The organism is Pseudomonas sp. SDO55104_S430, assembly GCF_054070595.1.
On sequence record NZ_JBSVXG010000048.1, the window covers coordinates 1 to 14,898 of the forward strand.

Below are 14,898 nucleotides of genomic sequence, written 5' to 3' on the forward strand. Positions count from 1 at the left end.
CTTCGCCGGCAAGCCGTGCTCCTACAAGGAACTGAACAGTCAGTAGAGTGTTGTTCACTAATGTTCATTGTCAATCGTTCAAGTGTTCAGTTGTTCAGTCCCAACTGTTCATTTGTGTTCAGCATCGAAAGCCAAACGCCCTTCATTTTCAACAATATTCAGCTTTATCAATGACATGTGATTTCTGGCACGAATGTCGCTATCTAGCTCCGGTCGCTTGACTCCAAAAAAATAAAAAAGGCCGAGCCATGTCATTAACCCTGGAGCATGTCAGCCGCACCGTCGAGGGCCAGACCTGGATTGACGATGCGTGCCTCAGTTTCGAACCCGGATCTTTCAACGTTTTGCTGGGACGTACGCTGTCCGGCAAGACCAGTCTCATGCGCCTGATGGCCGGGCTGGACAAGCCCGACAGTGGTCGCGTGCTGATGAACGGCGTCGATGTCACCCAGCGCCCGGTGCGTCTGCGCAATGTGTCGATGGTCTATCAGCAGTTCATCAATTACCCGACCATGACCGTCTTCGAGAACATCGCCTCGCCGCTACGCCAGGCCGGTGTGTCCAACGAGCAGATCCAGAGCAAAGTGCTGGAAACCGCGAAGATGTTGCGCATCGAGAAATTCCTCAAGCGCTACCCCCTGGAACTCTCCGGCGGCCAGCAACAGCGCACGGCCATGGCCCGGGCGCTGGTCAAGGATGCCGAACTGATCCTGTTCGATGAGCCTCTGGTCAACCTCGACTACAAGCTGCGCGAAGAGCTGCGCCAGGAAATGCGCGAGCTGTTCAAGGCGCGGCACACCATCGCCATCTACGCCACCACCGAGCCTAACGAAGCGTTGGCCCTGGGTGGTACCACCACCATTCTTCACGAAGGCCGGGTGATTCAGAGCGGCCAATCTTCCTCCGTCTATCACCAACCACAGACGGTGCTTGCGGCCGAACTGTTCTCCGAGCCGCCGATCAATCTGATGCCCGGGCGCATCGCCGGCAACGAAGTGAGCTTCGCCAATTTCGTGCACTTCCCGTTGAACGTCGACTTGCGGCCGGTGGGCGAGGGGGAATTCCGCTTCGGCGTGCGTCCCAGCCACATCTCGCTGGTGCCGAGCAACGACGACGACCTGGAACTGGCGGTGACCGTCGAAGTAGCGGAAATCAGCGGCTCGGAAACCTTCCTTCATGTGCGCAACGAGCATTTCCTGCTGGTGCTGCACCTGCCCGGCGTTCACGAATACGACGTCGATGCGCCGATCCGCATCTACATCCCGACCCATAAACTGTTTGTGTTCGATACGCAGGGGCGCCTGGTTCAGGCGCCGGGCCGGCGTGTCGCGAGGGTTGCCTGATGGCCGAAATCCGTTTGCAGAACCTCGCCCACAGCTACACCAGCACGCCGAGTGGCCCTGAGGATTACGCGATCCGCGAGATGGACCACATCTGGGAGCAGGGCGGCGCGTTTGCCTTGCTCGGTCCGTCGGGCTGCGGCAAGTCGACCTTGCTCAACATCATTTCCGGCCTGCTCAGCCCGTCCCAGGGCCACGTGCTGTTCGACGGCAAGGCGGTCAACGACCTGACGCCGGAGAAGCGCAACATCGCCCAGGTTTTCCAGTTCCCGGTGGTCTACGACACCATGACGGTGTTCGACAACCTGGCTTTTCCGTTGCGCAACCAGGGCATGGCCGAGGCGAAAATTCACACCAAGGTGCAGGAAATCGCCGAAGTCCTCGACCTGCAGAACCTGCTGAACAAAAAGGCCCGCAACCTCACAGCCGACGAAAAACAGAAAGTCTCCATGGGCCGTGGCCTGGTGCGTGACGACGTATCGGCGATCCTGTTCGACGAGCCGCTGACGGTGATCGATCCGCACCTGAAGTGGAAGCTGCGGCGCAAGCTCAAGCAGATCCACGAGCAGTTCAACATCACCATGGTCTACGTCACCCACGATCAGTTGGAGGCCTCGACCTTCGCCGACAAAATCGCGGTGATGTACGGCGGGCAGATCGTGCAGTTCGGCACGCCGCGGGAATTGTTCGAGCGGCCGAGCCATACCTTCGTCGGCTACTTCATCGGCAGCCCCGGCATGAACCTGATCGACGTGCAGCCGCAACCGGGCGGTGTCGGTTTTGCCTCGACTCATCTGCCGTTGTCGGAGGCCATGCAGAAGCGCATCGCCGAGACCACCTGGCAAACCCTGAAAGTCGGCATTCGCCCCGAGTTCGTCCATGTGTGGGAAGAACCCTTCGAAGACGCGCTGCAGGCAAAAGTCGTACACGTCGAAGACCTGGGCACCTACAAGATCATGACCCTCAATCTCGACGGTGTGCCGCTCAAGGTCCGCTTGGCCGAAGACAAACCGGTGCCCGAAGGCACGGCCTACATCAGTTTTCCGGCGCAGTGGCTGATGGTCTATGCCGACGAGTTCCTGCTGCAAACGCAAGCGATCGGGGAGGTGCAGCCATGAACAAGGTGCAGAACAACAAGGCCTGGTGGCTGGTGTTGCCGGTGTTCCTGCTGGTGGCGTTCAGTGCGGTGATCCCGATGATGACCGTGGTCAACTATTCGGTGCAGGACATCTTCGACCAGTCCAGCCGCTACTTCGTCGGCGCCGACTGGTACAAGCAGGTGCTGCTCGACCCGCGCCTGCATGACTCGCTGCTGCGTCAGTTCATCTATTCGGCCTGCGTGCTGCTGATCGAAATTCCCCTGGGGATCGCCATCGCACTGACCATGCCGACCAAGGGCCGCTGGTCGTCGTTGGTGCTGATCGTTATGGCGATCCCGCTGCTGATCCCGTGGAACGTGGTCGGCACCATCTGGCAGATCTTCGGTCGCGCCGACATCGGCCTGCTCGGTTCGGCGCTCAACGGCATGGGCATCAGCTACAACTATGCGGCCAACACCATGGACGCCTGGGTCACGGTGCTGGTGATGGACGTCTGGCACTGGACGTCGCTGGTGGCGCTGTTGTGCTTCTCGGGCCTGCGAGCCATTCCGGACGTGTACTACCAGGCGGCGCGAATCGACCGGGCCTCGGCCTGGGCGGTGTTCCGGCACATCCAGTTGCCCAAGCTCAAGAGCGTACTGCTGATCGCGGTGATGCTGCGCTTCATGGACAGTTTCATGATCTACACCGAGCCGTTCGTGCTGACCGGCGGCGGGCCGGGCAACGCCACGACCTTCCTCAGCCAGACCCTTACCCAAATGGCTGTAGGCCAATTCGACCTGGGGCCGGCGGCAGCGTTTTCGCTGGTGTACTTCCTGATCATCCTGTTGGTGTCCTGGCTGTTCTACACCGCCATGACTCACTCTGACGCCAACCGTTGAGGCCCGCGCCATGAGCAAGAGAAAGCTGATTCCACTGCTGCTGTACATTCTGTTCGTGCTGGTGCCGATCTACTGGCTGTTGAACATGTCCTTCAAGAGCAACACCGAAATCCTCGGCGGATTGACACTTTTCCCACAGGATTTCACCTTGGCGAACTACAAGGTGATCTTCACCGATCCGAGCTGGTACAACGGTTACATCAACTCGGCGTACTACGTGACGCTGAACACGATCATTTCCCTGACCGTGGCGTTGCCGGCGGCCTATGCGTTTTCGCGCTACCGCTTCCTGGGTGACAAGCACCTGTTCTTCTGGCTGCTGACCAACCGCATGGCACCGCCGGCAGTGTTCCTGCTGCCGTTCTTCCAGCTGTATTCCTCGATCGGTCTGTTCGACACCCACATCGCCGTGGCACTGGCGCACTGCCTGTTCAACGTCCCTTTGGCGGTGTGGATTCTCGAAGGCTTCATGTCTGGCGTTCCGAAAGAAATCGACGAAACGGCCTACATCGACGGCTACAGTTTCCCCAAGTTCTTCGTGAAGATTTTCATCCCCCTGATCGGCTCCGGCATCGGCGTGACGGCGTTTTTCTGCTTCATGTTTTCCTGGGTCGAACTGCTGCTGGCGCGCACCTTGACGTCGGTCAACGCCAAACCGATCGCGGCGGTGATGACCCGCACCGTCTCGGCCTCCGGTATCGACTGGGGCGTGCTGGCGGCGGCGGGGGTGCTGACCATTCTGCCGGGCATGCTGGTGATCTGGTTTGTTCGCAACCATGTGGCCAAGGGCTTTGCCCTGGGCCGGGTATGAGGAGCTGATGATGGAATGGATGAGCTGGACCGTCCCGACGGCGGCATTTTTCTGCGTGATCGGTTTGATCCTGGTGGTCATGACCACTTGGGAGTTGCGATCGCCGAGCGTACTTCGGCGAGGTTTTCTGCCGATTGCCACCACTCGTGGCGATCGCTTGTTTATCGGTCTTCTCGGCAGCGCCTACCTGCATTTGCTGGTAATCGGCGTGACCGACTGGAGCATCTGGGTAGCGTTCGCGTTGTCCCTGGTGTGGCTGTTGGTGGTGATGCGTTGGGGCTAGTCGAATCGCTCGGCAATGTTGCTCCGAAAATTAAACAGGAGGTCTCTATGTTCGACAAAAACAATAAGCTGCGACATAGCATTTCATTGGCAGCCCTGCTGGCACTCAGCGGTTTGAGCGCTTCGGCCTGGGCCGATGCTTACGAAGATGCTGCGAAGAAATGGATTGTAAGCGAATTCAAGCCGTCCACGCTGACGGCCGATCAACAGCTGGAAGAACTGAAGTGGTTCATCAAGGCGGCCGAGCCGTTCCGTGGGATGAACATCAAGGTGGTATCGGAAACCATCGCCACCCACGAGTACGAATCCAAGGTCCTGGCCAAGGCGTTCAGTGAAATCACCGGGATCAAACTGACCCACGATCTGCTGCAGGAAGGCGACGTGGTGGAAAAGATGCAGACGGTGATGCAGTCGGACAAGAACATCTATGACGGCTGGGTCAACGACTCGGACCTGATCGGTACGCACTTCCGCTACGGCAAGACCGAATCGATCACCGACCTGATGGCCAACGAAGGCAAGAACTTCACCTCGCCGACCTTGGATATCAAGGACTTCATCGGTATCTCCTTCACCACCGCGCCCGACGGCAAGATCTACCAATTGCCTGACCAGCAGTTCGCCAACCTGTATTGGTTCCGCGCCGACTGGTTCGAGCGTGCGGACCTCAAGGCCAAGTTCAAGGAGAAGTACGGCTACGAGCTGGGCGTACCGATCAACTGGTCGGCCTATGAAGACATCGCCAAGTTCTTCAGCGAAGACGTCAAGGAAATCGACGGCAAGCGTGTCTACGGGCACATGGACTACGGCAAGAAAGACCCGTCCCTGGGCTGGCGCTTCACCGATGCCTGGTTCTCCATGGCCGGCGGTGGCGACAAGGGCATTCCCAACGGCTTGCCGGTGGACGAGTGGGGCATCCGCGTCGAGGATTGCCATCCGGTGGGTTCCAGCGTGACCCGCGGTGGCGACACCAACGGTCCGGCGGCAGTGTTCGCCACCACCAAATACGTCGACTGGCTGAAGAAGTACGCGCCACCGGAAGCGGCAGGCATGACCTTCTCCGAATCGGGTCCGGTACCGTCCCAGGGCAACATTGCCCAGCAGATCTTCTGGTACACCGCGTTCACTGCCGACATGACCAAGCCTGGCCTGGCGGTGATGAATGCCGATGGCACGCCGAAATGGCGCATGGCGCCTTCGCCGAAGGGACCTTACTGGGAAGAGGGGATGAAGCTTGGGTATCAGGACGTGGGTTCCTGGACCTTCATGAAGTCCACACCCGAGAAGCAGAAACTCGCGGCCTGGCTGTACGCGCAGTTCGTGACGTCGAAAACCGTTTCCCTGAAGAAAACCATCGTCGGCCTGACGCCGATCCGCGAGTCGGACATCAACTCCCAGGCGATGACCGACCTGGCGCCGAAACTCGGTGGTCTTGTTGAGTTCTACCGCAGCCCGGCCCGCGTGCAATGGTCTCCGACCGGGACCAACGTGCCGGACTATCCGCGTCTGGCGCAACTGTGGTGGAGCCATATCGCCGAAGCTGCCAGCGGCGAGAAAACCCCGCAACAGGCACTGGACGGACTGGCCAAGGATCAGGACGCGATCATGACCCGTCTGGAACGTTCGAAGGCACAGGCCACCTGCGCACCGAAAATGAATCCGGAGCGCGACGCACAATACTGGTTCGACCAGCCGGGCGCACCGAAACCGAAACTGGCTAACGAGAAGCCTCAGGGCGAAACCGTGGGCTACAACGAGCTGCTGAAGTCGTGGGCGGAGGCGCGTAAATAAGGCTCGCAGCGACAATGTGGAACGGCACCTTCGGGTGCCGTTTTCTTTAAGGGATAATTTTGCGTTTCAGCGATTGGCGCACGGCTTTGAGCGTGCCGGGTTCCAGCGCATTGTTTCCGGCGCGCAGCAGACGGCACCGCAGTGGATGGCGCTGGCGTAGCCAGCGAATACTGGCCATGCCGAGACCGTCGCCAATGCTCTGAATCACTTCCGTGTTGTCATTGAGTGAGAGCGTTTCGTCTGCACGTGTGAAGAAGTAGCGATTCACGTGGTAGTGCAATTTCAGGCGCATGGTGCGCACCACTTCGTCGTCCGCCAGCTTTTCCAGTGCATCGTCGGGCATCGATTGCCCGCTCAGGTGCAGTGTCGCCTTCAACCAATGCAGGGCCGCCTGTTTTTGCTGCATGTCACAACCATTGTTCAGTATCTGGTACAGCGCTTCGGCAGTGGGGGCGCAGGTGCCCTGAGGCACTGCCGACAGGCCTTCACGCAAGGCTCTGTCGCTGGCGCTGAAGTTTTCCGCAAAGGGCACGAGGATCGAGATCATCGTGGTTTTCAGCACCGCTTCGGGATAGCGCCGCTGGTATTGAGCGGCCAGCCAGCTACCCCAGGACACGCCCAGCAGACTGATTTTTTCGAAGCCCAGGTGCCTGCGCAGACCATCGATGTCCTCGACACAATGCGCGGTGTCGTTCATCCGCAGTTCCCCTGGGGGCATGGAGCGGCCACAGCCGCGTTGGTCGAACAGGATGATGTCGAACATTCGCTCGTCGAAGAGCTCCAGGTGCAGCGGATTGCAATAGCCCCCGGGTCCGCCATGCAGGAAAAAGATCGGTTCGCCACCCGGCGTGCCATACCGCTGCCAAAAGAGCTGATGACCGTCGTCGGTCGGGTAATAGCCGCTGTTCACCATTTTTCACTCCCTGAAAAACGAATGCCCTCTGTAGGAGCGAGCTTGCTCGCGATGGTGGCCGAGGCACCGCGGGGTACCAGATGCCCAACGTGATCGTTGACGACCATCGCGAGCGTGCTCGCTCCTACAGGAGGGCGGGGCAGCGACTGTATGAACTGGAAGTGGGGTGGTCAAAAATGACTGGACGTTTCAGTGTCGTTGTTTCCGGTGAGTGGAAATATGTACACATCAATGGGTGGTTGACGCCGGGGCTGAGCAAATTCGGACGTTGTGGGAGTCAGCGAGCCTTTTGCTTCGGCTAACGGGTTAAATGACCTGTATGAAATTTCTGTTTGTTGAGTAGTTCGTTCGTCGCGAGCAAGCTCTTCATGATCCTTTGCGGGTTGTGTGCAGCGAATTTTCCTGTGGTGTTTTCCGGTTCTTCAGACCGATGCACAGAGTTCGATCTATTGGACCTCCAAAATGCAAAACGGCACCCGGAGGTGCCGTTCTTTGTTTTGCATCAAACCAATATCGCCAACGGTGTGTATCTGGTCATGATCGTGTCCGAAGTCAGAAGCTTCATGGGTTCGGTCATGGCGGTTGCCACGATGAGTCGGTCGAACGGATCTCGATGATGGGGTTCGAGATCCTTCACCGCGATGGCGTGCTCCGACGAAACCGGCAATTCAATGAATCCACTTTCGAGGCAATATTGGCGAATTTCTTCCAGATCAACGCTCAGCTTCCCCAAACCAACCTTGATTGCCATTTCCCAGAAACTCGCGGCGCTTACGTAGATTTCTGCAGCGTTGTTTATGAGCAATCGGGCTTTATCAGATAACTTCTGATCGTCAGCCAAGGCCCAGAGCAGAACATGAGTATCCAGCAAGACCCTCAAGCGTGGTGCCCTTCGAAGGCATTCAGCAAGTCGTCTGGCAGGGCCGCATCGAAGTCCTCGGCAAGGACGAGTTTGCCTTTCATCGCGCCGATTCGTTGACCGCGTGGCCGTTCAACTGGAACCAGGCGGGCAAGGGGGCGGCCGTGTTTGGCGATCGTGATGACTTTTCCTGCGGCGGCGTCATCGACCAGTTTGGATAAATTGTTTTTGGCCTCGGCCAGCGGAACAATGATCATGATTTGCCTCCCGTATTCTGGACAAATATAGCCAGAATTTTTTTGACCTGCAAAGTCGCACTGGGCCTCGGAGCAAATGAGTGACATATGGGTAGTTTTGGCGTTATAGGGTCGCGTTGAAGTCGTTTGTTGGCGGTCTTCTGCCAAAGATTCGAGGCCGTCCATCAATTCATGGAAGATGTCGCGTTTCATCATTCCCTCTCCTTTTGGTTACTCCATTCTGAAGCCGCAAAAGATATACCCAATGATCGATTTTCCGCTGTAGGACGAAACTGGCAATTTCGCCAGAGCTTTCGGGAATTGCAGAAGGAGGGGAGGGCAGCAGTGACAAATCCTACAAACGCAAAAACGGCACCCGAAGGTGCCGTTTCTGTTTACTGCCTAAAGTGCCTAGGCGATCAACCCGCCAGACCCGATTGCTGAACCAGGTTCAGCAGCGGCTGTGGATACACACCGAGGAAGAACGCTACCAGAGCGATGGCCAGCAGCATCACGCCGCCTGCCTTTTGTTCCCAGTGCAGCTGTGCATCGTGGCGACGCAGGTTTGGTTCGATCAAGTACAGGGTGACCATGACGCGCAGGTAGTAGAACACACCTATGGCGCTACCCAGTACCAGGGAACCGACCAGCCACCATTGGTGCGACTCGACACCGGTGGCGATGATGTAGAACTTGCCGATGAAGCCCGCGGTCAGCGGGATACCGGCCAGGGACAGCATCATCACGGTCAGTACGGCGGTCAGGTACGGACGGCGCCAGAACAGGCCGCGGTATTCGTACAGGGCATCCGCGTCACGACCGTTGTACGGCGAGGACATCAGGGTGATCACGCCGAAGGCGCCGAGGCTGGTGATCACGTAAGTGACCAGGTACACGCCGATGGCTTCCACGGCCAGACCCTTGCTCGCCACCAGGGCGATCAGCAGGTAACCGAAGTGAGCGATGGACGAGTAACCCAGCAGACGCTTGAGGTTGCTCTGGGTCAGGGCCAGCAGGTTACCGAACAGGATCGACGCGATGGCGATGATGGTCAGTACGTTGCTCAGCACGCCGCTGCTCGCCGCTGGCGAGATCTGGAACAGACGCACCATCACCGCGAACACTGCCACCTTCGAAGCGGTTGCCAGGAACGCCGCCACCGGTGCCGGAGCACCTTCGTAGACGTCCGGAGTCCAGAGGTGGAACGGAACCAGCGACAGTTTGAACGCCAGGCCGATCAGCATCATGCCCAGACCCAGTTGCGCCAGCGAGCTCGGCATGCCGGTGGCCGCCAGGGCCTGGCCGATGCCGACGAAGCTCAGGGAGCCGGCGTCAGCGTAGAGCAGGGCCATACCGAACAGCAGGAACGCGGAACCGGCCGCCGACAGCACCATGTACTTGATGCCGGCTTCCAGCGAACGCTTGTTGAAGAAGGCGTAGGCCACCAGACCGTAGACCGGTACCGACAGCAGCTCCAGACCGATGAACAAGCCGGCCAGGTGTTGCGCGCTGACCAGAACCAGGCCACCGGCGGCGGCCATCAGGATCAGCAGGTACAGTTCTTCACGGTTGCCCGGGTAACCCGAACCGCCATCGCCGAGGTAGGCGTGGGCGAGGGTTACACAGGCGAGGGTGGCGACCAGGATAAGCGCCATGTACAGGCAGGCGAAGGTGTCGATCTGCAGCAGTGGGGTCACGGCCAGTGGCGCGACTTTCAAGGCCGGCAGGATCGACAGCAAAGCCAGGTTCAGACCCGCCACCGACAGCAGGAAGGTCTGGGAGTGGTTGCGGCGCCAGGCGATAGCCAGCATCACCACGATGATCGTGGCGCTGGTGATCAACAATGGCGCAAGCGCAATAAAGTGTTGAATCGTGAATTCCATAGCGCTCTTACCGGGCCGAAGCGAGTTGAGTGAAGGCGGTGCCGAGCCATTGCTGCACGCCATGCATCGTAGCGGCAGAGGTATCGAGGAACGGTTGCGGGTAGACGCCGAGGTATATCAGCAGCACCGCCAGACCGACCACCATGATCATTTCGCGACCGTCCATGCCATGCAGCACCGCGTCCGATTTGGCCGGACCGAAGTACGCACGGTGGATCATGATCAGCGAGTAAACCGAACCGAACACCAGGCCGGTGGTTGCGATCACGGTGATCCACGGAGCGAAGGAGAAGGTGCCGATCAGGATCAGGAACTCGCCGACGAAGTTACCGGTACCCGGCAAGCCCAAGGACGCGGCTGCGAAGAACAGGCTGAGGGCCGGCAGGTAAGCGATCTTCGACCACAGGCCACCCATCTCACGCATGTCGCGGGTGTGGGTGCGTTCGTACAGCTGACCACTCAGGATAAACAGTGCCGCGGCGGAAACACCGTGCGCGAGCATCTGCATCACCGCACCCTGCAGCGCCAGTTGGCTGCCGGAGTAGATGCCGATCAGTACGAAGCCCATGTGGGAAACGGACGAGAAGGCGATCAGACGCTTGATGTCGGTTTGCGCGAACGCCAGGAACGCACCGTAGAAGATCCCGATCAGACCCAGGGTCATGGCGATCGGCGCGAACTCGGCCGAAGCGTTAGGGAAAAGCGGCAGGGCGAAACGCAGCAGACCGTAAGCAGCGGTTTTCAGCAAGATACCGGCCAGGTCCACGGAACCTGCGGTCGGCGCCTGGGCGTGAGCGTCAGGCAACCAGGAGTGGAACGGTACGACTGGCAGCTTCACCGCGAAGGCGATGAAGAAGCCGAGCATCAGGATGTACTCGGTGGTCGTCGACATCTTGGTTTTCAACAGATCGGCGTAGTTGAAGGTGATCACGCCGGTGTCGTTGAAGTTGACCAGTACCAGACCCAGGATCGCCACCAGCATGATCAGGCCGGAAGCCTGAGTGAAGATGAAGAACTTGGTCGCCGCGTAGATCCGGGTTTTCTTGCCGTCCGAAGAACTGTGACCCCAGAGCGCGATGAGGAAGTACATCGGCACCAGCATCATTTCCCAGAAGAAGAAGAACATGAACAGGTCGAGGGCGAGGAACACGCCGACGACGCCGCCCAGGATCCACATCAGGTTCAGGTGGAAGAAGCCAACGTGACGTTGAATCTCTTTCCACGAGCAGAGTACCGAGAGGACACCCAGCAGACCGGTCAGCAGGATCATCAGCAGCGACAGGCCGTCGAGGGCCAGGTGCACGTTGATGCCGAAGCGCTGGATCCAGACGTGTTTGAATTCAATCACCCAGGTCGGATCGGCACCTGGTGCCGGAGCAAACGAATAGTCGCCATGGGCCCACAGCCAGAGGCCGAGAGCGAGTTCCAGGGACATGGTCAACAGCGCAATCCAGCGGGGGAGGGTGGCGCCGAAGCGCTCACCCATCCAGCACAGCAGGCCGCCGATGAAGGGGATCAGGATTAGCCAAGGCAGAATCATGACGGGCTCAATTCCTTTCGCAAGTTCGCAAGGTTCATATCAGACCGCTACCAGCACGACGGCGCCAATTACCAGCACGGCACCAGCAGCCATCGAGGCGGCATACCAACGCAGTTGACCGGTCTCGGTACGGCTCAGGGCGGTGTGACCGCCTTTGGCCATACGCGGGATCAGACCGATGGTCTGGTCGAGCGGGTCTTTGCGCAGGATGTGGCTGATCGCCAGGTATGGCTTGACGAACAGTTTGTCGTAGATCCAGTCGAAGCCCCAGGCAGCGAACCACCAGGCCGACAGGACACGGCCGATGCCGCTGTTGGCGACGGCGGTCACGAAGCGACGCTTGCCCAGAAACAGCAGGGCGGACAGCAGGATACCGGCCAGGGCGATGGCGCCCGAGGCGATTTCCAGGCTGTGCTTGGCTTCGCCGCCGGCATGGCCGACGCTTTGTGGCAGTACGCCGTGCAGTGGCGGAACGATCATGGCGCCGACGAAAGTCGACAGAACGATCAGCACCGACAGTGGCAGCCAGTGGGCAATGCCGTGACCGGCGTGGGCTTCGGTCTTCGCTTCACCGTGGAACGCGATGAAGATCAGGCGGAAGGTGTAGAGCGAGGTCATGAACGCGCCGACCAGACCTGCGTAGAGCAGACCGTGGTTACCGCTGGCAAACGCTTCCCAGAGGATTTCGTCCTTGGAGTAGAAGCCTGCGGTCACCAGTGGCAGGGCCGCCAGGGCCGCGCCGCCGACGATGAAGCTGGCGTAGGCCAGCGGCAGTTTCTTCCACAGGCCACCCATCTTGAAGATGTTCTGCTCGTGGTGGCAGGCAACGATCACCGCACCGGAAGCAAGGAACAGCAGGGCCTTGAAGAAGGCGTGGGTCATCAGGTGGAAGATCGCGCCGTCCCAGGCGCCAACGCCCAGGGCCAGGAACATGTAGCCGATCTGGCTCATGGTCGAGTAGGCGAGGATACGTTTGATGTCGGTCTGAACCAGGGCTGCGAAACCGGCCAGGACCAGCGTCACGCCACCAACGATGCCGACCAGGTGCAGGATTTCCGGCGCCAGGGTGAACAGGCCGTGGGTACGGGCGATCAGGTAGACACCGGCGGTCACCATGGTTGCGGCGTGGATCAGTGCCGAAACCGGGGTAGGACCGGCCATCGCATCCGCCAGCCAGGTTTGCAGCGGCAGTTGCGCGGATTTACCGACAGCACCACCAAGCAGCATCAGAGTCGCCAGGACCATCCAGGTGTCGCCAGCCTGGAATTTCTGCGGTGCCAGCACCAGCAGTTCCTGAACGTTCAGCGTGCCCAGCTGGGCAAACAGAATGAACAGGCCGATGGCCATGAACACGTCACCGATACGGGTCACGATGAAGGCTTTGAGTGCGGCGTTACCGTTGTTGCGGTTGCTGTAGTAGAAACCGATCAACAGGTACGAGCACAGGCCCACGCCTTCCCAACCGAAGTACAGGAACAACAGGTTATCGCCCAGGATCAGGAACAGCATGCTGGCGATAAACAGGTTGGTATAGGCGAAGAAACGCGAGTAGCCGTTTTCACCGCGCATGTACCAGGAAGCGAACAGGTGGATCAGGAAGCCGACGCCAACCACCACACCGAGCATGGTCACGGACAGACCATCCAGGTACAGGGCGAAGTTCGGCGTGAAGCCTTCCACCGCCATCCACTGCCACAACACCTGGGTGTAGTGACCGCCTTCTGGCGGGGCGACGTTGAATTGCCAGATCACGTAAGCGGTAACGATCGCCGACAGGCCGATGGAGCCGACGCCGATCAGGGCCGCGAGGTTTTCCGAGATGCGTCCACGGGAGAACGACAGCAGCAGGAAACCAATGAGAGGGAATACGAAAGTCAGAAAGAGTAGGTTCATCCGCGCATCTCACTGGCAGCGTCGATATCGAGCGTGTGGAAGCGGCGATACAGCTGCAACAGGATCGCCAGGCCAATACTGGCCTCGGCGGCTGCAAGGCTGATCACCAGGATGAACATGATCTGTCCATCCGGCTGCGCCCAGCGGCTGCCGGCAACGATGAACGCCAGTGCGGAGGCATTCATCATGACCTCCAGGCTCATCAGCACGAAAAGAATGTTGCGGCGGACCATCAGGCCGACCAGACCGAGGCAGAACAGGATGCCGGCGACCGCCAGACCATGCTCCATAGGGATAGCAGGCATCGTCATTGCTCCTTGGCTTCGTTGCGGCCCAAGTGGAATGCCGTGACGGCTGCGGCGAGCAGCAGCATCGAGGCGAGTTCGACCACCAGCAGGTAAGGACCGAACAGGCTGATGCCCACGGCCTTGGCGTCTACGGTGGTGTGGCCGACGGCCTGACCGCTCTGGTGGGAGAACAGCACATACAGCAGTTCAACCAGCAGCAGCGCGGCGAGGGCGACCGGGCCGCCCCAGATACCGGGCTTGAGCCAGACGCGCTCTTGCTGAACCGAGGCCGGGCCCAGGTTCAGCATCATCACCACGAACACGAACAGCACCATGATGGCGCCAGCGTAGGCGATCACTTCCAGGACACCGGCAAACGGTGCGCCGAGGGCGAAGAACGTCATGGCCACGGCGATCAGCGAAATGATCAGGTAGAGCAGGGCGTGCACAGGGTTGGTGTTGGTGATCACGCGAAGCGTGGACACCACAGCGATACCCGATGCGAAATAGAAAGCGAATTCCATCTTTCTTCCTTAAGGCAGCAAGCTCTTCACGTTGATCGGTTCGGCTTCGTTCTGCGCGGTGCCTTTCGGCTTACCGGCAATCGCCATACCTGCAACACGATAGAAGTTGTAATCAGGGTTTTTGCCGGGGCCGGAGATCAGCAGATCTTCTTTCTCGTAAACCAGGTCCTGACGTTTGAACTCGGCCATTTCGAAATCCGGCGTCAGCTGGATCGCGGTGGTCGGGCAGGCTTCCTCGCAGAGGCCGCAGAAAATGCAGCGCGAGAAGTTGATGCGGAAGAAGTCCGGGTACCAGCGACCGTCTTCTGTTTCAGCTTTCTGCAGCGAGATGCAACCGACCGGGCAAGCCACGGCGCACAGGTTGCAGGCTACGCAACGCTCTTCACCGTCGGGGTCGCGGGTCAGGACGATACGGCCACGGTAGCGCGGCGGCAGGTAGACCGGTTCTTCCGGGTACTGCAGCGTGTCGCGCTTGCGGAAGGCGTGGCCGAAAATCATCACCAGGCTGCGAAGCTGGGTGTAGAGGCCATGCACGATGTCAAAAATGTACTTCATGAT

General features: G+C 59.3%; 15 protein-coding genes. 6 read left to right on the forward strand and 9 right to left on the reverse strand.

Annotation, left to right across the window (positions count from 1 at the left end; genetic code table 11):
• Positions 1–248 precede the first annotated feature (248 nt).
• Genes ACW9JE_RS11375 through ACW9JE_RS11400 form a run of 6 tightly spaced genes read left to right on the forward strand, consistent with a single transcriptional unit; the run spans position 249 to position 6,205 of the window.
• Complete coding sequence (locus tag ACW9JE_RS11375) at positions 249–1,343, forward strand: ABC transporter ATP-binding protein (protein WP_224538179.1); 1,095 nt, start codon at positions 249–251, stop codon at positions 1,341–1,343.
• The gene (locus ACW9JE_RS11380) at positions 1,343–2,458 is read left to right on the forward strand and encodes an ABC transporter ATP-binding protein (RefSeq protein ID WP_224538178.1); all 1,116 of its coding nucleotides are present in this window, start codon (positions 1,343–1,345) and stop codon (positions 2,456–2,458) included. The genes ACW9JE_RS11375 and ACW9JE_RS11380 overlap by 1 nt, the downstream gene beginning before the upstream one ends.
• A complete protein-coding gene (locus ACW9JE_RS11385) occupies positions 2,455–3,321 on the forward strand; it encodes a carbohydrate ABC transporter permease (RefSeq protein ID WP_224538176.1) in 867 nt (288 codons plus the stop codon). The genes ACW9JE_RS11380 and ACW9JE_RS11385 overlap by 4 nt, the downstream gene beginning before the upstream one ends.
• Before the next feature lie 10 nt (positions 3,322–3,331).
• On the forward strand, positions 3,332–4,132 hold the full coding sequence (locus tag ACW9JE_RS11390; RefSeq protein WP_224538174.1) for a carbohydrate ABC transporter permease: 801 nt from the start codon (positions 3,332–3,334) through the stop codon (positions 4,130–4,132).
• A gap of 10 nt (positions 4,133–4,142) precedes the next feature.
• Positions 4,143–4,415, forward strand: coding sequence for a DUF2160 domain-containing protein (locus ACW9JE_RS11395; RefSeq protein ID WP_175377393.1), 273 nt, complete (start codon positions 4,143–4,145; stop codon positions 4,413–4,415).
• 47 nt (positions 4,416–4,462) lie between these two features.
• Complete coding sequence (locus tag ACW9JE_RS11400; protein ID WP_457432791.1) at positions 4,463–6,205, forward strand: ABC transporter substrate-binding protein; 1,743 nt, start codon at positions 4,463–4,465, stop codon at positions 6,203–6,205.
• A 46-nt stretch (positions 6,206–6,251) separates the two neighbouring features.
• On the opposite strand, the gene ACW9JE_RS11405 is transcribed toward ACW9JE_RS11400, so the two are convergent.
• The 9 genes from ACW9JE_RS11405 to nuoI all read right to left on the reverse strand — a co-directional run bounded on the left by ACW9JE_RS11405 (position 6,252) and on the right by nuoI (position 14,895).
• A complete protein-coding gene (locus ACW9JE_RS11405; protein ID WP_457432792.1) occupies positions 6,252–7,118 on the reverse strand; it encodes an alpha/beta fold hydrolase in 867 nt (288 codons plus the stop codon).
• Positions 7,119–7,620: 502 nt separating this feature from the next.
• Positions 7,621–7,998 carry a type II toxin-antitoxin system VapC family toxin gene (locus ACW9JE_RS11410; protein WP_457432793.1) on the reverse strand — a complete coding sequence of 126 codons (378 nt, stop codon included), beginning with the start codon at positions 7,996–7,998 and terminating at the stop codon, positions 7,621–7,623.
• Positions 7,995–8,321, reverse strand: coding sequence for a type II toxin-antitoxin system Phd/YefM family antitoxin (locus ACW9JE_RS11415; protein WP_457432803.1), 327 nt, complete (start codon positions 8,319–8,321; stop codon positions 7,995–7,997). The genes ACW9JE_RS11410 and ACW9JE_RS11415 overlap by 4 nt, the downstream gene beginning before the upstream one ends.
• 311 nt (positions 8,322–8,632) lie before the next feature.
• Complete coding sequence (gene nuoN, locus ACW9JE_RS11420; protein ID WP_224538169.1) at positions 8,633–10,096, reverse strand: NADH-quinone oxidoreductase subunit NuoN; 1,464 nt, start codon at positions 10,094–10,096, stop codon at positions 8,633–8,635.
• Positions 10,097–10,103: 7 nt separating this feature from the next.
• Entirely contained in the window at positions 10,104–11,636 is a 1,533-nt protein-coding gene (gene nuoM / locus ACW9JE_RS11425) for an NADH-quinone oxidoreductase subunit M (RefSeq protein WP_224538167.1), read from the reverse strand.
• A 39-nt stretch (positions 11,637–11,675) separates the two neighbouring features.
• Positions 11,676–13,529, reverse strand: coding sequence for an NADH-quinone oxidoreductase subunit L (gene nuoL, locus ACW9JE_RS11430; RefSeq protein WP_457432795.1), 1,854 nt, complete (start codon positions 13,527–13,529; stop codon positions 11,676–11,678).
• Positions 13,526–13,834, reverse strand: coding sequence for an NADH-quinone oxidoreductase subunit NuoK (gene nuoK, locus ACW9JE_RS11435; protein ID WP_007946416.1), 309 nt, complete (start codon positions 13,832–13,834; stop codon positions 13,526–13,528). The genes nuoL and nuoK overlap by 4 nt, the downstream gene beginning before the upstream one ends.
• Before the next feature lie 2 nt (positions 13,835–13,836).
• Entirely contained in the window at positions 13,837–14,340 is a 504-nt protein-coding gene (nuoJ, locus tag ACW9JE_RS11440; protein WP_085718312.1) for an NADH-quinone oxidoreductase subunit J, read from the reverse strand.
• A 9-nt stretch (positions 14,341–14,349) separates the two neighbouring features.
• Positions 14,350–14,895, reverse strand: coding sequence for an NADH-quinone oxidoreductase subunit NuoI (gene nuoI / locus ACW9JE_RS11445; protein ID WP_178131195.1), 546 nt, complete (start codon positions 14,893–14,895; stop codon positions 14,350–14,352).
• Between the last annotated feature and the right edge of the window lie 3 nt (positions 14,896–14,898).